General features: G+C 70.3%; 2 protein-coding genes. Both read left to right on the plus strand.

Annotated features, from left to right (window positions below; all coding sequences use genetic code 11):
• Nucleotides 1–52: 52 nt before the first annotated feature.
• Nucleotides 53–23,008 (plus strand): non-ribosomal peptide synthase/polyketide synthase, encoded by a 22,956-nt coding sequence (locus tag AABA78_RS20270; RefSeq protein WP_338264807.1) that lies wholly within the window; start codon nucleotides 53–55, stop codon nucleotides 23,006–23,008.
• The gene (locus tag AABA78_RS20275) at nucleotides 23,005–23,463 is read left to right on the plus strand and encodes a hypothetical protein (protein ID WP_338264809.1); all 459 of its coding nucleotides are present in this window, start codon (nucleotides 23,005–23,007) and stop codon (nucleotides 23,461–23,463) included. The genes AABA78_RS20270 and AABA78_RS20275 overlap by 4 nt, the downstream gene beginning before the upstream one ends.
• The last annotated feature ends 112 nt before the right edge of the window (nucleotides 23,464–23,575 follow it).

Raw genomic sequence — 23,575 nt, forward strand, 5'->3', positions numbered from 1 at the left:
GTTCCGGGCGTCCTTCAGGGCCGTGTCGCGTCCAGAGTGCGGAGTCAATTCGATGAGCAGCAGCGGTGATCTGTCGAAGCGAATCGCGAACCTGTCTCCGGAAAAGCGCGCGGAGCTGCTGAAGAAGATGGCCGCGCAGAAGCAGGTCGCGGGCGCGGCGAACCGGGCCTCCTTCCCGCTGAGGGATCGCTCGCGGCCGGCGGAGCTGTCCTTCGCGCAGCAGCGGCTGTGGTTCATGGATCAGCTGGCGCCGGGCAGCCCGCTCTACAACGTGCCCGTGGCGGTGCGGCTGGAGGGCGCGCTGGACGTGGCGGTGCTGGAGCGGTCGCTGCGGGAGGTGGTGCGGCGGCACGAAGCGCTGCGCACGACCTTCCAGGGCGGGGAGCGCGGGCCGGTGCAGCACTTCGCGGACGCGCCCGTGCTGAAGCTGGAGCGGACGGACGTGAGCGCGCTCGCGCCGGAAGCCCGGGACGCGGAGGCCTGGCGCCGGGTGAGGGAAGGGGCGCTGCGTCCCTTCGACCTCGCCACGGGCCCGCTGATGCGCGCGGTGCTGGTGAAGCTGGCGGACGCGGATCACCTGCTCCTGGTGGCGATGCACCACATCGTCTCCGACGGCTGGTCGCTGGGCGTGCTCGTGCGCGAGGTGGCGGTGCTCTACGCCACGTTCCTGCAGGGCCAGCCGTCGCCGCTGCCGGAGCTGGCGGTGCAGTACGCGGACTACGCGGCCTGGCAGCGGGAGACTTTGCAGGGCGCGACGCTGGAGAAGCAGCTGGCGTACTGGCGCGGTCAGCTCTCCGGGGCTCCGCCCGCGCTGGAGCTGACGACGGACAAGCCCCGACCCGCGGCGCGCGGCTTCCGGGGCGCGCGCACGCCCATCCAGTGGTCGCGCGAGCTGACGGACGCGCTTAGGGCGCTGGCGCAGCAGGAGGGCGCGACGCTGTTCATGGTGTTGCTGGCCGGGTGGCAGTCGCTGCTGTCGCGCTACTCCGGGCAGGACGACGTGAGCGTGGGCTCTCCCATGGCGGGCCGGACGCGCTCGGAGCTCGAAGGCCTCATCGGCATGTTCGTCAACACGCTGGTGCTGCGCGCGCGCTTCACGCCGGAGCTGTCCTTCCGGGGGCTGCTGCGCCAGGTGCGCGAGACGATGGTGGGCGCGACGGACCACCAGGACCTGCCCTTCGAGCGGCTGGTGGAGGCGCTCCAGCCGGACCGCGACTCGGGGCGCACGCCGTTCTTCCAGGTGATGTTCGCGCTGCAGAACGCGCCGCGCGGCCCGGTCGCCGTGCAGGGCCTGAAGCTGAACGCGATGGAGGTGGACACGCGGACGGCCAAGTTCGACCTGCTCCTCCAGCTCACGGAGGCGGACGGGAGCCTGAGCGGCTACGTGGAGTACGACACCGACCTCTTCCACGCCGCCACCGTCGCGCGGATGGTGGAGCACCTGCGCGGCCTGCTGGAGGCCGCCGTGGCCCACCCCGGCAGGCCCGTGGCCCGGCTACCCATGCTGGGCTCCGCCGAGCAGCGCCTGCTGGCCGAGGACTGGAACCGGACGCAGGCGGCGTATCCGCGGGAGCGGCCGGTGCACGCGCTCTTCGCGGAGCAGGCGCGGAAGACGCCGGACCGGGCGGCGGTGGTGCAGGGCGCGGATGGCCGGACGCTGACGTACGGCGAGCTGGACGCGAAGGCGAACCGGTTGGCGCACCACCTGCGAGAGCTGGGCGTGAAGCGCGGCACGCGGGTGGGCGTGTACGTGGAGCGCTCGCTGGAGATGGTGGTGGGGCTGCTCGCCATCCTGAAGGCCGGAGGCGCGTACGTGCCGGTGGACCGCAACTACCCGGCGGAGCGCATCGCGCTCTTGCTGGAGGATGCGGGCGTCGGGGTGACGCTGACGCAGCAGGCGCTGGTGGAGAAGCTGCCGGCCGGCGCGGGGGCACCGCTCTGCGTAGACACGGTGTGGAGCGAAGTCACCCGCCATCCGGAGACGGCGCCGGACGTGGAGGTCGGAGGCCTGGACCTCGCGTACATCATCTTCACGTCGGGCAGCACGGGCCGCCCGAAGGGCGTCTGCGTTCCGCACCAGGGCATCACCCGGCTGGTGGTGGGCAACGACTTCATGCGCTTCGGGCCGGACGCGGTCTGGTCGCAGACAGGTCCGGTGGCCTTCGACGCCTCGACACTGGAGCTGTGGGGCGCGCTGCTGCACGGGGCGAGGCTGGTGCTGGCCCCGCCGCACGCGCTGACGCTGGAGGAGCTGGGCGGCCTCGTGAAGAAGGAGCGCGTCAGCACGCTGTGGCTGACGACGGCGCTGTACGAGCAGATGGCGCTGCACCAGGCCGATGCGCTCGCGGGCGTGACGCAGGTGCTGACGGGCGGCGACGTGATGCCGGCGCAGCGAGCCCGTGAGCACCTGAAGCGGCTGCCGGAAGGCGCGGTGCTGGTGAACGCGTACGGCCCCACGGAGAACACCACCTTCTCCACCACGTACCCGATGACGGGGCGGACGGCGCTCGACGCCGCGGTGCCCATCGGCAAGCCGATCGGGAACTCGACGGCGTACGTGCTGGACACGCACGGCGCCGCCGCGGGCGTGGGCGTCCCCGGTGAGCTGTACGTGGGCGGCGAGGGTCTGGCGTGGGGCTACCTCAACCGCGCGGACCTCACGGCGGAGCGCTTCGTCCCGAACGCCTTCAGCACGCAGCCCGGCGCACGGCTGTACCGCACGGGCGACAAGGCGCGGTGGAAGGAGGACGGCACGCTGGAGTTCCTGGGGCGGACCGACTTCCAGGTGAAGGTGCGTGGCTTCCGCATCGAGCTGGGCGAGATCGAAGCTGCCCTCATCCAGCACCCCGACGTGGCGGAGGCCGCGGTGGTGGTGCGCGGTCTGGACGGGGACAAGCGGTTGGTGGGGTACGGAGTGCCGAAGCCGGGGCGGACGCTCGACGTGGCGGAGCTCCGGGGACACCTGCGGCAGCGGCTGCCGGAGTACATGGTGCCCGCCGTCGTGGTGGTGCTGGACGCGTTGCCGCTCAACGCCAACGGCAAGGTGGACCGCAAGGCGCTGCCGGAGCCGGAGGCCCCGCGCTCGGAGAAGGTCCACGAGGCGCCCCGCACGGAGACGGAAGCGAAGCTGGCGGACATCTGGGCGCAGGTGCTGCGCGTGCCCCAGGTGGGCGTGAAGGACCACTTCTTCGAGCTGGGCGGTCACTCGCTGCTGGCGACGCAGGTGGCCTCGCGGATCCGGGCCGTGTTCGGCGTGGAGCTGCCCCTGCGGGAGCTGTTCGAGTCCGCCACCCTGGAGGCACTGGCGCTGCGCCTGGAGCGCGCCACGCGCTCCGCCGTCCCGCCATTGGTGCCCGTCTCGCGCGAGCAGTCCCTGCCGTTGTCGTTCGCGCAGCAGCGCCTGTGGTTCATCGATCAGCTGGAGCCGGGCAGCGCGCTCTACAACGTTCCGCTCGCGGTCCGGCTGGAGGGGCGGTTGGACGTCGCGGTGCTCCAGCGGGCGCTCGATGAGCTGGTGCGCCGCCACGAGGCGCTGCGCACGACGTTCACCGCGCACGAAGGCACCCCGGCGCAGGTCGTGAATCCGCCGTCGGCGATGCCGTTGGAGGTGGAGGACCTGCGAGGCCTGGAGGCGGGCCTGCGAGAGGACGAGGCCCGCCGCCGCGTGATGGCGCAGGGGCAGCGGCCCTTTGACCTGCTGCGCGGGCCGCTGGTCCGCGCGCAGCTGGTGACGCTGGACGCGCAGGACCACCTGCTCGCGCTCACGATGCACCACGCCATCTCGGATGGCTGGTCGTTGGGCGTGCTCGTGCGGGAGATGGGCGCGCTGTATTCGGCGTTCGTGCAGGGGCAGCCGTCGTCCCTGCCAGAGCTGCCCTTGCAGTACGCGGATTACGCGGCCTGGCAGCGCGGCTGGCTTCAGGGGGACGCGCTTGAACGCGAGGTCGCCTTCTGGAAGGGCCGGCTCGAAGGCGCCCCCGCCGCCCTGGACCTGCCCACGGACCGTCCGCGTCCGGCGATGCGCGGCAACGCGGGCGCGATGCACTTCTTCCAGTGGTCTCCCTCGATGACGCAGCGGCTGCGCGCGCTGGCGCAGCGCGAGGGGGCATCGCTGTACATGGTGTTGCTGGCGGGCTGGCAGGTGCTGCTGTCGCGCTACAGTGGCCAGCAGGACATCAGCGTGGGCTCGCCCATCGCGGGCCGCACGCGGGCGGAGCTGGAAGGGCTCATCGGCTTCTTCGTCAACACGCTGGTGCTGCGCGCGCAGGTGGACGCGGAGGCGCCCTTCCGTGAGCTGCTGAAGCAGGTCCGGGGCACGGTGCTGGAAGCCTACGAGCACCAGGACGTACCGTTCGAAAAGCTGGTGGAAGCGCTGCAACCCGAGCGCAGCCTGAGCCACACCCCGCTGTTCCAGACGCTGCTGGCGCTCCAGAACGTGCCGCAGGGCGACCTGGGGTTGCCAGGCATGACGCTCAAGCCGGTGATGATGGAGAGCCGCACCGCGAAGTTCGACCTGAGCGTCTTCTTCGTGGAGGAGGGCGAAGGGCTGCGGGGCACGCTCGAGTACAGCACCGAGCTGTTCGACGCCACGACCGTGAGCCGGATGGTGGAGCACCTGCGAGTCCTGCTGGATGCGGCACTCACGCGTCCGGAGCAGGCCGTGTCCCGGCTGCCGATGGTGGACGCGGAGGAGCGGCAGCGGATCCTCGACGGTGGCAACCGCATGAGCGCGGAGGCCCCGAACACCTCGCCGGTGCACGTGCTCTTCGCGGAGCAGGCGCGGAAGACGCCGGGCGCGGTGGCGCTCAAGGCGCAGGACGGGCGGACGCTGACGTACGGCGAGCTGGACGCGAAGGCCAACCAGCTGGCGCACCACCTGCGAAGCCAGGGCGTGAAGCGCGGCACGCGGGTGGGCGTGTTCGTGGAGCGCTCGTTGGAGATGGTGGCGGGGCTGCTCGCCATCCTGAAGGCGGGAGGCGCATACGTCCCGGTGGACCGCAACTACCCGGCGGAGCGCATCGCGCTACTGCTGGGAGACGCGGGCGTCGAGGTGACGCTGACGCAGCGGTCACTGGTGGAGAAGCTGCCGACGAGTGCGGGCCGGGCGCTGACGCTGGACACGGCATGGAGCGAGCTTGCCCGCCAGCCGGAGACTGCGCCGGAGGGAGAGGTGAGCGCGGAGGACCTGGCGTACGTGATGTTCACGTCGGGCAGCACGGGCCGTCCGAAGGGCGTGAGCGTGCCGCACCGGGGCATCACCCGGCTGGTGGTGGGCAACGGCTTCCTGCGCTTCGGGCCGGAGGAGGTCTGGCTGCAACTGGCGCCGGTGGCCTTCGACGCCTCGACGCTGGAGCTGTGGGGTGCGCTGCTGCACGGGGCGAAGCTGGTGCTGGCCCCGCCGCACGCGCTGACGCTGGAGGAGTTGGGCGCGCTGCTGAAGCAGGAGCGCATCAGCACGCTGTGGCTGACGGCGGCGCTGTACGAGCAGATGGCGCTGCATCAGGTGGAGGCGTTGGCCGGCGTGTCGCAGGTGCTGGCGGGCGGTGACGTGTTGCCGGCCCCGCGCGTGCGTGAGCACCTGAAGCACCTGCCGGAAGGCGCGGTGCTGGTGAACGGCTACGGCCCGACGGAGAACACGACGTTCTCCACCACGTACACGCTGACGCGTGATTCATCGCTCACCGCCTCGGTGCCCATCGGGAAGCCGATTGGGAACTCGACGGCGTACGTGCTGGATGCGCGTGGGGACGTGGCTGGCGTGGGCGTGCCGGGTGAGCTGTTCGTGGGCGGTGCGGGCCTTGCGTGGGGCTACCTCAACCGTGCGGACCTCACGGCGGAGCGCTTCGTGCCGAACGCCTTCAGCACGCAGCCCGGTGCACGCCTCTACCGCACGGGCGACAAGGCGCGCTGGAAGGAGGACGGCACGCTGGAGTTCCTGGGACGCACCGACTTCCAGGTGAAGGTGCGCGGCTTCCGCATCGAACTGGGCGAGGTGGAAGCCGCGCTCCTCAGGCAGGAGGGGGTCGCGGAGGCCACGGTGATCGTGCGGGAGGTGGGCGGCGACAAGCGGCTCATCGCCTGGCTCGTGGCGAAGCCGGGTCAGAACATCGACCCGAAGGCGGTGGAGTTGGAGCTGCGGCATCGGCTGCCGGAGTACATGGTGCCGTCGGCCATGGGCGTGCTGGACGCGCTGCCGCTCACGGCCAACGGCAAGGTGGACCGCAAGGTCCTCGCGGCGCTGGACGCGCACGAGGCTGAGACGGCCTATGAGGCGCCCCGCACGGAGGCGGAGCGGAAGCTGGCGGCCATCTGGGCGGAGGTCCTGCGGGTGCCCAGGGTGGGCGTGAAGGACAACTTCTTCTCGCTCGGGGGTCACTCACTGCTGGCGACGCAGGTGGTGTCGCGGATTCGCGCGGAGCTCGGAGTGGAGCTCTCGCTGCGAGTCCTCTTCGAGGCGCCCGTCCTGGAAGTCCTGGCTGAACGGCTGGGAACAGCGACGCGTCCGCTGCCCGCGGCGCTGGAGCCCATCGCAAGGGATGAGGCGCCGCCGCTGTCGTTCGCGCAGCAGCGCCTGTGGTTCATCGACCAGTTGGAGCCGGGCAGCGCGCTCTACAACGTCCCGGTGGCGGTCCGGTTGCAAGGCATCTTGCAGCGGGGCGCGCTGGTGCGAGCCCTGAACGAAGTCGTCCGCCGCCACGAATCCCTGCGCACGACGTTCGAGCCGCACGAAGGCCAGGCCGTGCAGCGCATCCATCCGCATGCGCGCCTGCCGTTGGCGGACGTCGACCTGGAGGGCTTCACCCGCGAGCAGCGGGAGCAGGAGGTCCGGCGCCGGCTCGGGTTGGAGCTGGCGGAGCCCTTCGACCTGAACAAGGGGCCGCTCATCCGGGCCAGCCTGTTGCGGCTGGAGAGCACCGAGCACGTGCTGCTCATCACGATGCACCACATCGTGTCGGACGGCTGGTCGCTGGGCGTGCTGATCCGCGAAGTGGGAGCGCTGTACGCGGCCTTCGCGGAAGGCCGTCCGTCGCCGCTGCCCGAGCTGTCCTTGCAGTACGCAGGGTACGCGGCATGGCAGCGCGGCTGGTTGCAGGGAGAGACGCTCCAGAAGGAAGTGGACTTCTGGAAGGGCAAGCTCGCGGGAGCGCCGCCGGTGCTGGAGCTGCCGACGGACCGTCCGCGTCCGGCGGTGCGAGGCAACGCCGGAGCAGTGCATTCCTTCCTGCTGCCGTCGTCGCTGGCCCAGGCGCTGCGCGTGTTGGCGCACCGCGAGGGTGCGTCGCTGTACATGGTGCTGCTGGCCGGGTGGCAGGCGCTGCTGTCGCGCTACTCGGGGCAGACGGACATCAGCGTGGGCTCGCCCATCGCGGGGCGCACGCGGGCGGAGCTGGAGGGACTCATCGGCTTCTTCGTCAACACGCTGGTGCTGCGCGCGCAGGTGGATGGGGAGGCATCCTTCCGTGAGCTGCTGAAGCAGGTGCGAGGCACGGTGTTGGAGGCCTACGAGCACCAGGAGGTGCCGTTCGAGAAGCTGGTGGAGGCGCTGCAGCCGGAACGCAGCCTCAGCCACACGCCGCTCTTCCAGACGATGCTGGCGCTCCAGAACACGCCTGACGGAGAGGCGCGGCTCCCGGGGCTGACGATGAGGCCACTGGAGCTGGAGCTCCGCACGTCGAAGTTCGACGTGAGCGTCTACTTCACGGAGACGCCGCAGGGATTGAGCGGATCGGTGGAGTACAGCACCGACCTGTTCGAAGCAGGGACCGTGCGCCGGATGGTGGAGCACCTGCGAGTGCTGCTGGAAGGCGTGGTGGCGAAGCCGGAGGAAGCAGTGGGCCGGCTGCCGCTGCTGACGGAGGCAGAGCGCCAGCAGGTGCTGGTGACGTGGAATCAGTCGGAGGTGGAGTACGCGCGCGACGCGACGATTCCGCGGCTCTTCGAGGCACAGGCAAAGCGCACCCCGGAAGCCGTGGCGGTGGTGAGCGGCAAGCAGCGGCTGACGTACCGGGAGGTGGAGGCAAAGGCGAACCAGCTGGCGCACCGGCTGCGCAAGCTGGGAGTGGGCCCAGAGTCGCGAGTCGGCCTGTGCGTGGAGCGCACGGCAGACGTGGTGGTGGGGACGCTGGGCATCCTGAAGGCCGGTGGCGCGTACGTCCCGCTGGACCCGAGCTACCCGAAGGAGCGCCTGGGTTGGCTGTTGGAGGACGCGCAGGGCCCTGCGCTGGTGGCGCACTCGCACCTGTTGGAGTCGCTGCCCCGCTTCAGTGCGCAGGCGGTGTGCCTGGACACGGATGCGACATTGGCCATGGAGCCCAAAGAGGCGCCGGAGGCAGGTCTGCGTCCGGAGAACGTGGCGTACCTCATCTACACGTCAGGAAGCACGGGCCGCCCGAAGGGCGTAGCGGTGACGCACCGGAACGCGGCGGCCTTCCTCGCGTGGGCGACGGAGACGTTCGCGGAGGAAGAGACGAAGGCGGTGCTCGCGGCGACGAGCCTGAACTTCGACCTCTCCGTCTTCGAACTCTTCGCGCCACTGGTGCGAGGCGGCAGCGTGGTGGTGGTGCGCAATGCCCTGCACCTGGCGGAGGAGAAGCCCGAAGCAGAGGTGACGCTCATCAACACGGTGCCGTCGGCGATGGCGCAGTTGGTGCGCCTGGGCGCGGTGCCGCCGTCAGTGCAAGTCATCAACCTGGCAGGTGAAGCGCTGCCGGAGACGCTGGCGAAGGCCGTGTACGCGGTGCCGACGGTGAAGAAGCTCTACAACCTGTACGGCCCGTCGGAAGACACGACGTACTCGACGTGGTCGCTGGTGGGGCGCGCAGAGGTGCCGAACATCGGCAGGCCCCTCACCAACACGCGGGCGTACGTGCTGGACCGCTACCTCCAGCCGGTGCCGGTAGGCGTGGCAGGAGAGCTGTACCTGGCGGGCGAAGGCCAGGCGCGCGGCTACCTGCTGAGGCCGGAGCTGACGGCGGAGAAGTTCCTGCCGGAAGTCTATGGGCCCGCAGGCAGCCGCATGTACCGCACGGGAGACCGGGTGCGGTACCGGGCGGACGGCGTGCTGGAGTACCTGGGTCGGGTGGACTTCCAGGTGAAGGTGCGGGGTTTCCGCATCGAGCTGGGCGAAGTGGAGTCCGCGCTGCGCCAGCAGGAGGCGGTGAAGGAAGCCGTCGTCGTGGCGAAGGGTGAGGGTGCGGAGAAGCGGCTCGTGGCGTACGTGGCGCCAAAGGCAGGCGCGACGCTGGAGGCAGAGGCCCTGAAGGCCAGCCTGCGTCAGCGGCTGCCGGAGTACATGGTGCCCGGGGCGGTGGTGGTGCTGGAGGCGCTGCCGCTCAACTCCAACGGCAAGGTGGACCGCAAGGCGCTGCCGGAGCCGGAGGCCCCCAAGGCTGGAAGCACATACGAAGCGCCGCGCACGGAGACGGAAGCGAAGCTGGCGGCCATCTGGGCGGAAGTGCTGCGAGTCCCACGGGTGGGCGTGAAGGACGACTTCTTCGCGCTGGGTGGCCACTCGCTGCTGGCGACGCAGGTGGTGTCCCGGGTGCGCGCGGAGACGGGCGCGGAGTTGCCGCTGCGCGCGTTGTTCGAAGCGCGCACGGTGGAGTTGCTCGCCCGTCAGCTGGAGAAGGCCGCGTCCTCGAACATGACGACGCTGGCGCGAAGGCAGGGGAATGCCGCCCGGCCTCTCTCGTTCGCGCAGCAGCGGCTGTGGTTCATCGACCAGTTGGAGCCGGGCACGGCGCTCTACAACATGCCCGTGGCGGTGCGGCTGGAGGGAACACTCCGGCACGACATCCTGGAACGGGCGTTGCGCGAAGTGGTGCGGCGCCATGAGACGCTGCGGACGACGTTCGCGGAGCAGGACGGTCAGCCCATCCAGGTCATCCACTCGGACATGGCCCTGCGCCTGGAGCGGGTGGAGTTGTCCGAGGGGGATGCGCTGCAACGGGAGGAACTGGCCCGGCAGTGGATCGAGCAGGAGATGTTGAAGCCGTTCGAACTGTCGCGCGGTCCGCTCCTCCGGGCACTGCTGCTGAAGGTGGGGGACTCGGAGCACGTCCTGGTCGTCACGATGCATCACATCGTGTCGGACGGCTGGTCGTTGGGCGTGTTCGTGCGTGAAGTGGGCGCGTTGTACGCGGCCTTCGCGGAAGGACGTCCGTCACCGCTGCCGGAGCTGCCCGTGCAGTACGCGGACTACGCGGCCTGGCAGCGCGACGGGTTGCAGGGGGCGACGCTCCAGCGAGAGGTGGACTACTGGAAGCGGAAGCTCACGGGCGCGCCGCCGGTGCTGGAGCTGCCCACGGACCATCCGCGCCCGCCGGTGCGCGGTAGCGCCGGAGCGACGCTGGGCTTCCACTGGCCTCGAGCATTGGCCCAGGCGCTGCGAGAACTGGGCAAGCGTGAGGGTGCGTCGCTGTACATGGTGCTACTGGCGGGGTGGCAGGTGCTGCTGTCGCGCTACTCGGGACAGGAGGACATCAGCGTGGGCTCGCCCATCGCGGGGCGCACGCGCGCGGAGGTGGAAGGGCTCATCGGCTTCTTCGTCAACACGCTGGTGTTGCGTGCCCGGGTGGCGGGCGGTGCTGCCTTCGGCGCCCTCCTGAACCAGGTCCGCGAGACGGTCCTGGAGGCGCAGGAGCACCAGCAGATTCCGTTCGAGAAGCTGGTGGAGGCGCTCCAGCCCGAGCGTGATCGACGTCACACGCCCCTGTTCCAGGCGTTCCTGGCCCTCCAGAACCTGCCTGAAAGCGAAACGCGACTGCCGGGATTGACGCTCAAGCCCGTGGCCTACGAAGGCCGGACGTCCAAGTTCGACCTGAGCCTCTTCTTCATGGAGACGCCGGACGGACTGACCGCCGCGGTGGAGTACAGCACCGACCTGTTCGAAGCACAGACGGTGCGCCGGATGGTGGAGCACCTGCGAGTGCTGCTGGAAGGCGTGGTGGCGAAGCCGGAGGAAGCAGTGGGCCGGCTGCCGCTGCTGACGGAGTCGGAGCGCCAGCAGGTGCTGGTGACGTGGAATCAGCCGGAGGCGGAGTATGCGCGCGACGCGACGATTCCGCGGCTCTTCGAGGCGCAGGCGAAGCGCACCCCGGAAGCCGTGGCGGTGGTGAGCGGCAAGCAGCGGTTGACGTATCGGGAGGTGGAGGCAAAGGCGAACCAACTGGCGCACCGGCTGCGCAAGCTGGGAGTGGGCCCGGAGTCGCGAGTCGGCCTGTGCGTGGAGCGCACGGCGGACGTGGTGGTGGGGACGTTGGGTATCCTGAAGGCGGGCGGCGCATACGTGCCGCTGGACCCGAGCTACCCGAAGGAGCGGCTGGGCTGGCTGTTGGAGGACGCGCAGGGCCCTGCGCTGGTGGCGCACTCGCACCTGCTGGAGTCGCTGCCCCCGTTCAGTGCGCAGGCCGTCTGCCTGGACCGTGAAGAGGAGTGGGCGGAGGAGTCGTGCTGCCCGCTGACGTCGGAGGTGCGCCCGGAGAACGTGGCGTACCTCATCTACACGTCTGGGAGCACGGGGCGTCCGAAGGGCGTGGCGGTGACGCATCGGAACGCCGTGGCCTTCCTGGCATGGGCGACGGAGATGTTCACGGAGGAAGAGACGAAGGCGGTACTCGCGGCGACGAGCCTGAACTTCGACCTCTCCGTCTTCGAACTCTTCGCGCCGCTGGTGCGAGGCGGCAGCGTGGTGGTGGTGCGCAATGCCCTGCATCTGGCGGAGGAGAAGCCCGATGCGGAGGTGACGCTCATCAACACGGTGCCATCGGCGATGGCGCAGTTGGTACGGCTGAATGCCGTACCGCCGTCGGTGCGCGTGGTGAATCTCGCGGGCGAAGCGTTGCCGGAGACGTTGGCAAAGGCCGTGTACGCGGTGCCGACGGTGAAGAAGCTCTACAACCTGTACGGCCCGTCGGAAGACACGACGTACTCGACCTGGTCGCTGGTGGGACGCGCAGAGGTGCCGAACATCGGCCGGCCGCTGACGAATACGCGGGCGTACGTGTTGGACAAGTATCTCCAGCCAGTGCCGGTGGGCGTGGCGGGAGAGCTGTACCTGGCGGGCGAAGGCCAGGCGCGCGGCTACCTGCTGAGGCCGGAGCTGACGGCGGAGAAGTTCCTGCCGGAAGTCTATGGGCCCGCGGGCAGCCGCATGTACCGCACGGGGGACCGGGTGCGGTACCGGGCGGACGGCGTGCTGGAGTACCTGGGCCGGGTGGACTTCCAGGTGAAGGTGCGAGGCTTCCGCATCGAGCTGGGAGAAGTCGAAGCAGCCCTGCGCCAGCAGGAGGCGGTGAAGGAAGCCGTCGTCGTGGCGAAGGGGGAGGGGGCGGAGAAGCGCCTCGTGGCGTACGTGGCGCCAAAGGCAGGCAAGACGCTGGAGTCAGAGGCGCTGAGGGCCAGCCTGCGTCAGCGGCTTCCGGAGTACATGGTGCCCGGGGCAGTGGTGGTGCTGGAGGCACTGCCGCTCAACTCCAACGGCAAGGTGGATCGCAAGGCCCTGCCGGAGCCGGAGGCACCGGCCTCCACCCGCACGTACGAAGCACCACGCACGGAGACGGAAGCGAAGCTGGCGGCCATCTGGACGGAAGTGCTGCGAGTCCCACGAGTGGGCGTGAAGGACGACTTCTTCGCGCTGGGTGGCCACTCGCTGCTGGTGACGCAGGTGGTGTCGCGGATCCGCGCGGAGACGGGCGCGGAGCTGCCTCTTCGCGCGCTGTTCGATGCTCCCACCCTTGAGGCCCTGGCCCGACGGCTGGAGAACGCGAACCGTGTCCAGGGCGCCCACCTGAACGACACGCACGTGGGCACGCAACCGCCGCTGTCCTTCGCACAGCAGCGGCTGTGGTTCATCGACCAGCTGGAGCCCGGGACGGCGCTCTACAACCTGCCCGTGGCGGTGCGGCTGGAGGGCGCGCTGGATGTCGCGGCCCTGGAGCGGGCCCTGAATGAGGTCGTCCGCCGGCATGACTCCCTGCGGACCACCTTCGAGGAGCGCGCCGGTCACGCCATCCAGGTCATCCATCCCACCCTGTCGCTGGAGCTGGGCCGGATGGACCTGCGCGCCGTCGACGCCGCCCACCGCGAGGCGGAGGCCCACCGGCAGGTGGAGCAGGAGATGCTCCGTCCGTTCGACCTGGGCCGCGGGCCGTTGATCCGCACCCGGCTGCTCACACTCGGGGATCGCGAGCACGTCCTCGTGGTGACGATGCACCACATCGTGTCGGACGGCTGGTCGCTGAGCGTGTTGATCCGCGAAGTGGGGGCGCTGTACGCGGCCTTCACGTCGGGGCAGCCGTCCCCCCTGCCGGAGCTGCCCGTGCAGTACACGCGCTTCGCCGCCTGGCAGCGCGGCCGGCTCCAGGGCGACGTCCTCGCCCGGCAGGTGGACTACTGGAAGCAGAAGCTCGCGGGCGCGCCGCCGGTGCTGGAGCTGCCCACGGACCGTCCGCGTCCTGCCGAACGGGGCATCGCGGGGGCGGTGCACGCCTTCACCCTGTCCCCTCGGCTGGCTGAGGGCCTTGGCGCCCTGGCCCAGCGTGAGGGCGCGTCGCTGTACATGGTGCTGCTCGCCGGATGGCAGGTGCTGATGGCGCGCTACTCCGGGCAGACGGACATCAGCGTGGGCTCGCCCATCGCGGGGCGCACGCGCGCGGAGCTGGAAGGGCTCATCGGCTTCTTCGTCAACACGCTGGTGCTGCGCGCGAACGTGGAGGGCCGCCTGTCCTTCCGCGAGCTGCTCGCCCAGGTGCGCGAGACGGTGCTGGACGCGTACGAACACCAGGAGGTGCCGTTCGAGAAGCTGGTGGAGGCGCTGCAGCCGGAGCGCAGCCTCAGCCACACGCCGCTCTTCCAGACGATGCTGGCCCTGCAGAACGTGCCCATGAGCGAGCTGCGGCTGCCGGACCTGGCCCTCAAGCCGGTGGAGGCGGAGAGCCCCATCGCGAAGTTCGACCTGAGCGTGACGCTCATGGAGGGGCCTCGCGGGCTCACGGGCTCCCTGGAGTACAGCACGGAGCTGTTCGACGCGGGCACCGTCCAGCGGATGGTCACGCATTGGCTCACGCTCCTCGAAGGCGCGGTGGAGCGTCCGGACACGCGCGTGTCCCGCCTGCCCCTGCTGACCGCCCCCGAGCGCCGCGAAGTGCTGGTGGACTGGAACGCCACGCGCGCGCCGTTCCCCGAGGCGTGCATCCATTCGCTCTTCGAGGCCCAGGTCCGTCGCGCGCCAGAGGCCGTGGCCGCGGTCTTCGAGGGGACGCAGCTGACGTATGCGCGGCTGGATGCGCGCGCCAATCAGCTCGCGCATGCCCTGCGCCGTCGGGGCGTGGGCCCGGAGGTCCGCGTCGCGCTCAGCGTCGAGCGCTCACTCGACATCGTCGTGGGCCTCCTCGGCATCCTGAAGGCCGGTGGCGCCTGGGTGCCCGTGGATCCGCTGCTTCCCCGTGAGCGCCTGTCCTTCATGCTGGAGGACAGCGCCGCCCAGGTGCTCGTCACCTGGCAGGGGCTGGTGGACCGCTTCCCGGAGGGGCTGCGTGAGCATGCGCTCTGCCTGGACACCGAGCACGGCGCTCTCGCGGAGGAGCCGACGGACGCGCCCGGGACGGGCGTGACGCCCGCGAACATGGCGTACCTGCTCTACACATCAGGCAGCACGGGCACGCCGAAGGGCACGGCGGTGGAGCACCGCGGGGTCGCCAACCTCGTCACCCACGAGGCGCTGGCGTACGGCATCGGGCCCGGCAGTCGCGTGCTCCAGTTCGCGAGCCTCAGCTTCGACCTGTCGGTGGAAGAGGTCTTCACCACGCTCTGCAACGGCGCCACGCTGGTGCTCGCCCCGCTGGAGAAGTTGATGCCGGGCGAGCCCCTGCCGGTGCTGCTGCGGGAGCAACAGCTCTCCGTCGTCAGCCTCACGCCCGCTGCGCTCGCGGCCACGTCCTCCGAGGAACTGCCGGAGGTGCGCACCGTCATCTCCGGCGGAGAGGCCCTGCCCGCGGAGGTCGTCGCGCGCTGGGCTCCGGGGCGGCGTCTGATCAACACGTACGGGCCCACGGAAGCCACCGTCATCGCCACGTTCGGACAGGCGGTCGCGGATGGAAGCGTGCCCTCCATCGGCAAGCCGTTGGCGAACGTGCGCGTCTACGTGCTCGATCCGCATGGGCAGCCGGTGCCGGTGGGTGTGCGCGGTGAGCTGCACATCGGTGGCGTGGGCGTCGCGCGTGGGTACGCGGGACGTCCGGGCCTGACCGCCGAGCGTTTCGTGCCGGACGCCTTCTCGGGTGTCGAGGGCGCCCGGCTCTACCGCACAGGCGACGTCGTGCGCTGGCGCGCGGACGGTCAGCTGGACTTCGTCGGCCGCACCGACGCACAGGTGAAGGTGCGCGGCTTCCGCATCGAGCTGGGCGAGGTCGAAACCGCGCTGGCGCGGCAGCCGGGCGTGAGCGAGGCCGTGGTGCTGGTGCGGGGCGACGGCGCGGACAAGCGGCTCGTGGGCTACGTCGTGGCGAAGGAAGGCCACGCGCTGGACGTGGACACGCTGCGCGCGGGCCTGCGTCAGCGGTTGCCGGAGTACATGGTCCCCTCGGCGCTGAGGGTGCTGGACGCCCTGCCGCTCAACGCGAACGGCAAGGTGGACCGCAAGGCGCTGCCGGAGTTGGAGGCCGCCCGCATGGGCGACGCCTACGTGGCCCCGCGCACCGTGACGGAGGCGAAGGTCGCGGCCGTCTGGGCGGAGGTGCTGCGCCTGGAGCGCGTGGGCGTGAAGGACAACTTCTTCGCGCTGGGAGGCCACTCGCTGCTGGCGACGCAGGTGGTGTCGCGCATCCGCATGGCGCTGGGCGTGGAGATGCCTTTGCGTCTGTTGTTCGAATCGCCCACGGTGGAGGCGCTGGCGCTGCGGCTGTCCCAGCTGGGGCGCTCCGGCGTGCCGATGCTGAGCGCCGGAGCGCGTCCCGCGTCGCTGCCGTTGTCGTTCGCGCAGCAGCGGCTGTGGTTCATCGACCAGTTGGAGCCGGGCAGCCCGCTCTACAACGTGCCGACGGTGGTGCGGCTGGAGGGCGACCTGGACGCTTCGGCGCTGGAGCAGGCCCTGCACGGGATCGTGCGCCGCCATGAGGCCCTGCGCACGACGTTCGAAGAGGAAGCGGGCCAGCCGGTCCAGCGCATCCACGCGTCCGTGGACGTGCCGCTGCGCCTCGTGGACCTGGGGACGTCTGGCGCGGCAACGGAGGAGGAGGTCCGGCACCGGGTGATGGAGGAGATGGCCCGGCCCTTCGACCTGATGCGGGGCCCGCTCCTGCGCGCGCTGTTGGTGCGGCTGGACGCGCGCGACCACGTGCTCGTCGTCACGATGCACCACTCCGTCTCCGATGGATGGTCCGTGGGCGTCCTGCTCCGGGAACTCGTCACGCTGTACGTCGCGCTGTCACGGGGGCTGGCGGCGAGCCTGCCTCCGCTGCCGGTGCAGTACGCGGACTACGCGGCCTGGCAGCGGGACTGGCTGCGGGATGAGACGCTTCAGCGCGAAGTGGACTACTGGAAGCGGTCGCTAACGGGGGCGCCGCCGGTGCTGGAGCTGCCCACGGACCGCCCGCGTCCGGCGGTGCGCACCAACGCCGGCACGACGCTGGGCTTCATGCTGTCCCCGGAGCTGTCGCACGGACTGAGCGCGCTCGCCCAGAAGGAGGGCGTGTCGCTGTTCATGGTGTTGCTGGCGGGATGGCAGGTGCTGCTGTCGCGCTACTCGGGGCAGACGGACATCAGCGTGGGTTCGCCCATCGCGGGCCGCACGCGCGCGGAAGTGGAGGGCCTCATCGGCTTCTTCGTCAACACGCTGGTGCTGCGCGCACAGGTGGAGGGAGACCTGTCCTTCCGGGCGTTGCTCGCCCAGGTGCGGGAGACCGTGCTGGGCGCATACGAGCACCAGGACGTGCCCTTCGAGAAGCTGGTGGAGGCGCTCCATCCGGAGCGAAGCCTCAGCCACACGCCGCTGTTCCAGTCGCTGATGTCGCTCCAGAACGTGCCGATGGATGAGGCCCAGCTTCCGGGGCTGGTACTCAAGCCCCTGGCCCTGGAGGGCCGCACGTCGAAGTTCGATGTGAGCCTCTTCTTCACGGAGACGCCGCAGGGGTTGAGTGGATCGGTGGAGTACAGCACCGACCTGTTCGAAGCGGCGACGGTGCGCCGGATGGTGGAGCACTTGAAGGTACTGCTGGAAGGCGTGGTGGCGAAGCCGGAGACAGCGGTGGGCCGGCTGCCCATGCTCACACCCGTGGAGCGCCAGCAGGTGCTGGTGACGTGGAACCAGTCGCAGGCGGAGTACGCGCGCGACGCGACGATTCCGCACCTCTTCGAAGCGCAGGCTAAGCGCACTCCGAACGCTGTCGCGGTGGTGAGCGGCAAGCAGCGGCTGACGTACCGGGAGGTGGAGGCAAAGGCGAACCAGCTGGCGCACCGGCTGCGCAAGCTGGGAGTAGGCCCAGAGTCGCGCGTGGGCCTGTGCGTGGAGCGCACGGCGGACGTGGTGGTAGGGACGCTGGGCATCCTGAAGGCAGGCGGCGCTTACGTGCCGCTGGACCCGAGCTACCCGAAGGAGCGCCTGGGTTGGCTGTTGGAAGACGCCCAGGGCCCAGCGCTGGTGGCGCACTCGCACCTGCTGGAGTCGCTGCCCCCCTTCACCGCGCAGGCAGTCTGCCTGGACCGTGAAGAGGAGTGGGCGGAGGAGTCATGCTGCCCGGTGGCGCCGGACGTGCGCCCGGAGAACGTGGCGTACCTCATCTACACGTCGGGGAGCACAGGCCGCCCCAAGGGCGTGGCGGTGACGCATCGGAACGCCGTGGCATTCCTCGCGTGGGCGACGGAGACGTTCACGAAGGAAGAGACGAAGGCGGTGCTCGCGGCGACGAGCCTGAATTTCGACCTCTCCGTCTTCGAACTCTTCGCGCCGCTGGTGCGAGGCGGCAGCGTGGTCGTGGTCCGCAACGCCCTGCATCTGGCGGAGGAGAAGCCCGAAGCAGAGGTGACGCTCATCAACACGGTGCCGTCGGCGATGGCGCAACTGGTGCGCCTGGGCGCGGTGCCGCCGTCAGTGCAAGTCATCAACCTCGCGGGCGAAGCGTTGCCGGAGACGCTGGCGAAGGCCGTGTACGCGGTGCCGACGGTGAAGAAGCTCTACAACCTGTACGGCCCGTCGGAAGACACGACGTACTCGACATGGTCGCTGGTGGGACGCGCAGAGGTGCCGAACATCGGCCGGCCTCTCACCAACACGCGGGCGTACGTGCTGGACAAGTATCTCCAGCCCGTGCCCGTAGGCGTAGCGGGAGAGCTGTACCTGGCGGGAGAGGGTCAGGCACGCGGCTACCTGCTGAGGCCGGAGCTGACGGCGGAGAAGTTCCTGCCGGAAGTCTACGGGCCCGCGGGCAGCCGCATGTACCGCACGGGAGACCGGGTGCGGTACCGGGCGGACGGCGTGCTGGAGTACCTGGGCCGGGTGGACTTCCAGGTGAAGGTGCGAGGCTTCCGTATCGAGCTGGGCGAAGTGGAGTCCGCGCTGCGCCAGCAGGAGGCGGTGAAGGAAGCCGTCGTCGTAGCGAAGGGGGAGGGCGCGGAGAAGCGGCTCGTGGCGTACGTGGCGCCAAAGGCAGGCGCGACGCTGGAGGCAGAGGCCCTGAAGGCCAGCCTGCGTCAGCGGCTGCCGGAGTACATGGTGCCCGGGGCGGTGGTGGTGCTGGAGGCACTGCCGCTCAACTCCAACGGCAAGGTAGACCGCAAGGCGCTGCCGGAGCCGGAGGCCCCCAAGGCTGGAAGCACATACGAAGCGCCGCGCACGGAGACGGAAGCGAAGCTGGCGGCCATCTGGGCGGAAGTGCTGCGAGTCCCACGGGTGGGCGTGAAGGACGACTTCTTCGCGCTGGGTGGCCACTCGCTGCTGGCGACGCAGGTGGTGTCACGGGTGCGCGCGGAGACGGGCGCGGAGTTGCCACTGCGCGCGTTGTTCGAAGCGCCCACGGTGGAGTCCCTCGCTCGCCGGCTGGAGAGCGCCGGACGCGCGAAGGCACCGGCCCTCGTGCGCGTGTCACGGGAAGCACCGCTGCCGCTGTCGTTCGCGCAGCAGCGGCTGTGGTTCATCGACCAGTTGGAGCCGGGGACGGCGCTCTACAACGTTCCCGTGGCGGTGCGGCTGGAGGGCGACCTGGACGTCGGAGCCCTGGAGCGGGCTCTGCTTGAGGTCGTGCGCCGTCACGAGGCCCTGCGCACGACGTTCGTGGCGGGGAGCCCGGAGCCGGTGCAGCGGGCCGCGTCCGGTAGTGCCTTCACCCTGGTGGTGGACGACCTGCCGTCGAACACCGCCGGGCTCCAGCGGCGTGTGGAGCACGAGGTGCTGCGGCCTTTCGAGCTGGCACATGGCCCGTTGATCCGGGCGCTGCTGCTCAAGCTCGATGCCCGCGAGCATGTGCTCGCCGTCACGATGCACCACATCGTGTCGGACGGATGGTCGCTGGGCGTGCTGATCCGCGAGGTCAGTACGCTCTACGCAGCCTTCGTGCATGGCCTGCCCTCGTCGCTGCCGGAACTGCCAGTGCAGTACGCGGACTATGCGGCGTGGCAGCGCGGCTGGTTGCAGGGCACGACGCTCCAGCGGGAAGTGGACTACTGGAAGCAGAAGCTGGCCGGTGCGCCCCCGATGCTGGAGCTGCCCACGGACCGTCCGCGTCCCGCGGTGCGAGGCAACGCGGGTGCGACCCAGGGCTTCCTCTGGCCGCAGTCACTGTCCCAGGGACTGCGAGGCCTCGCGCAGCGTGAAGGCGCCTCGCTGTACATGGTGCTGCTGGCGGGTTGGCAGGTGCTGCTGTCGCGCTACTCGGGGCAGACGGACATCAGCGTGGGGTCGCCCATCGCGGGCCGTACGCGCGCGGAGGTGGAGGGCCTCATCGGCTTCTTCGTCAACACGCTGGTGCTGCGCGCGCAGGTGGAGGGGGACCAGTCCTTCCGGGCATTGCTCGCCCAGGTGCGGGAGACGGTGCTGGGCGCGTATGAGCACCAGGACGTGCCGTTCGAGAAGCTGGTGGAGGCGCTGCAGCCGGAGCGAAGCCTCAGCCACACGCCGCTGTTCCAGTCGCTGATGTCGCTCCAGAACGTGCCGCTTGAAGAGTCCAGGCTCCCCGGCCTGGTGCTCAAGCCCGTGGACTTCGAGGGCCGCACGTCGAAGTTCGACGTGAGCCTCTTCTTCACGGAGACGCCGCAGGGGTTGAGTGGATCGGTGGAGTACAGCACCGACCTGTTCGAAGCGGCGACGGTGCGCCGGATGGTGGAGCACCTGCGCATGCTGCTGGAAGGCGTGGTGGCGAAGCCGGAGGAAGCAGTGGGTCGGCTGCCGCTGCTGACCGAGGCAGAGCGCCAACAGGTGCTGGTGACGTGGAATCAGTCACAGGTGGAGTACGCGCGCGAAGCGACGATTCCGCAGCTCTTCGAGGCACAGGTGAAGCGCACCCCGGAAGCCGTGGCGGTGGTGAGCGGCAAGCAGCACCTGACGTACCGGGAGGTGGAGGCAAAGGCGAACCAACTTGCGCACCGGCTGCGCAAGCTGGGCGTGGGCCCGGAGTCACGAGTGGGCCTGTGCGTGGAGCGCACGGCGGACGTGGTGGTGGGGACGCTGGGCATCCTGAAGGCGGGCGGCGCGTACGTGCCACTGGACCCGAGCTACCCGAAGGAGCGCCTGGGCTGGCTGCTGGAAGACGCGCAGGGCCCGGCGCTGGTGGCGCATTCCCACCTGCTGGAGTCGCTGCCCCCCTTCAGTGCACAGGCGGTGTGCCTGGACCGTGAAGAGGAGTGGGCGGAGGAGTCGTGCTGCCCGGTGACGTCGGAGGTGCGCCCGGAGAACGTGGCGTACCTCATCTACACGTCGGGAAGCACGGGCCGCCCGAAGGGCGTGGCGGTGACGCACCGGAACGCGGTGGCCTTCCTGGCGTGGGCGACGGAGACGTTCACGGAGGAAGAGACGAAGGCGGTGCTCGCGGCGACGAGCCTGAACTTCGACCTCTCCGTCTTCGAACTCTTCGCGCCGCTGGTGCGAGGCGGCAGCGTGGTGGTGGTGCGCAACGCCCTGCACCTGTTGGAAGAGAAGCCCGAAGCAGAGGTGACGCTCATCAACACGGTGCCGTCCGCGATGGCGCAGTTGGTACGGCTGAATGCCGTACCGCCGTCCGTGCGCGTGGTGAATCTCGCGGGCGAAGCGTTGCCGGAGACGCTGGCGAAGGCCGTGTACGCGGTGCCGACGGTGAAGAAGCTCTACAACCTCTACGGCCCGTCGGAAGACACGACGTACTCGACCTGGTCGCTGGTGGGACGCGCAGAGGTGCCGAACATCGGCCGACCGCTGACGAATACGCGGGCGTACGTGTTGGACCGCTACCTCCAACCCGTGCCGGTAGGTGTGGCGGGAGAGCTGTACCTGGCGGGAGAAGGCCAGGCACGCGGCTACCTGCTGAGGCCGGAGCTGACGGCGGAGAAGTTCCTGCCGGAAGTCTACGGGCCCGCGGGCAGCCGCATGTACCGCACGGGAGACCGGGTGCGGTACCGGGCGGACGGCGTGCTGGAGTACCTGGGCCGGGTGGACTTCCAGGTGAAGGTGCGAGGCTTCCGCATTGAGCTGGGGGAAGTCGAAGCAGCCCTGCGCCAGCAGGAGGCGGTGAAGGAAGCCGTCGTCGTGGCGAAGGGGGAGGGGGCGGAGAAGCGCCTCGTGGCGTACGTGGCGCCAAAGGCAGGCAAGACGCTGGAGTCAGAGGCGCTGAGGGCCAGCCTGCGTCAGCGGCTGCCGGAGTACATGGTGCCCGGGGCAGTGGTGGTGCTGGAGGCGCTGCCGCTCAACTCCAACGGCAAGGTGGATCGCAAGGCCCTTCCGGAGCCGGACGTCTCCGCCGCGCACACCGAGAACTTCGTCGCGCCCCGTGACGCGCTGGAGTCCCAGCTCGTCGCGGTGTGGGAGGAGGTCCTGGGCGTGCAGCCCATCAGTGTCCGCACCAGCTTCTTCGCCTTGGGCGGCCACTCACTGCTCGCGGTCCGCATGGTGGCCGAGCTGCGCGAACGGCTGGGCCGCGAAGTGCCCCTGGCCGCGCTCTTCCAGCACCCCACCGTGGAGGAGCTGGCGAAGCTGCTGCGCGACGAAGCCGGAGCGTGGTCGCCGCTCGTCCCGCTGGAGAAGGGCGAGCCGGGCCGCAGGCCCCTGTTCCTCGTCCACCCGGGCGGCGGCAACGTGCTCGCGTACCCGGAGCTGGCGCGGCTGCTGGGGCCCCACCAGCCCGTCATCGGCATCCAGGCGCGGGGCCTCCAGGTGGGCCAGTCCGTCGCGGAGACCGTGGAGGAGATGGCGGCCTTGTACGTGGCCGCCATCCGCGCGGAGCAGTCCGAGGGGCCCTATCTCCTCGCCGGCTGGTCGCTCGGCGGCGTCATCGCCTTCGAGATGGCCCGCCAGTTGCGCGCGCAGGGACAGGCCGTGGGGCTGCTGGCGCTCGTGGATGCCTTCGTCCCCGGCGTGCAGCAGCCTTCCTCCGAGGCCCCGAAGAAGGACCCCGACGCCGGCGTGCGCGTCGCCTTCGCCCAGACGGTGGCCCAGGCCTTCTCCCTGACCCTGCCCGTGACGGACGAGGCCCTGGAGCGCATGGACGACGACGCCATGCTGGGGACGCTCCTCGCCGTGGGCGTCCAGGCCGGCCTCCTGGAGGAAGCGACGGGCCGCGAGCAATTGCGCGCCCTGTTCCGCGTCTACCAGGCCAACCTGCGCGCCATGGACCGCTACACCCCCGGCCCCTACGAAGGCCCGGCCCTGCTGCTCGCCGCCACGGAGGCGACGCCCACCCCCGGGGTGCCGCGCCACCGGAGCTGGGAGCCCTGGGTCCGGGGGGGACTGGACGTGAGGGACGTCCCTGGGGGACACCATCAACTCATGCAGGAGCCGTACGTGCGGCACGTGGCCACGCTGTTGCGCGAGGCCCTGGAGGACAAGTCATGACCGTTGAAACATCCGAGACATCCCGCGGCGGCTCTCCATGGCCCAACCGCCTCATCCTGGCCGTGTGGTTCGTGTGCTTCTCCGTGGGCGCGCTGATCCACATCCTCACCGTGGCGAAGTTCGGCCTCTTCGCGAACGACCCGGCGGATCCGCTGCCCATGGGGTTCGTCGTCGTGAACGAGCTGTTCACCGTCCTCAACCCGCTCACCATCCTGCTGCTCATCTTCAAGCGGCGGGCGGGCATCGTGTCGGCGCTGGGCGTGGTGGCGCTCGTCTTCGCCCTCAACATCGCGCTGATGGTGTGGTTCTGGGTCGCCAGGCACCACCTGCACACCGTGTGGCTGTACCTCAACGGCACCATGGGCGTGTTCATGGCCGCCACGGCCCGGCGCCTGTGGCGGGCCGCCCCTCCGGCGGGGGCCCTCCCACCCGTCACCACCCCCAGCCCCACCTAGCCCTCGCCCCCCTGGCTGGTCCCCGGCCGGCCCCGGGGGAGGGGCCCCCGAGGAGAAACCCCCGGTCCGGACGCGCATCCTTGAGAATGGACGGGGCGGTCGGTATAAGCCC

The organism is Corallococcus caeni (genome assembly GCF_036245865.1).
In the GTDB taxonomy this organism is placed as follows: domain Bacteria; phylum Myxococcota; class Myxococcia; order Myxococcales; family Myxococcaceae; genus Corallococcus; species Corallococcus caeni.

Excerpts from the sequence above, each read along its gene's own strand:
- AABA78_RS20275 (WP_338264809.1), top strand. The coding sequence starts at position 23,005 with ATGACCGTTGAAACATCCGAGACATCCCGCGGCGGCTCTCCATGGCCC.
- AABA78_RS20270 (WP_338264807.1), top strand. The coding sequence starts at position 53 with ATGAGCAGCAGCGGTGATCTGTCGAAGCGAATCGCGAACCTGTCTCCG.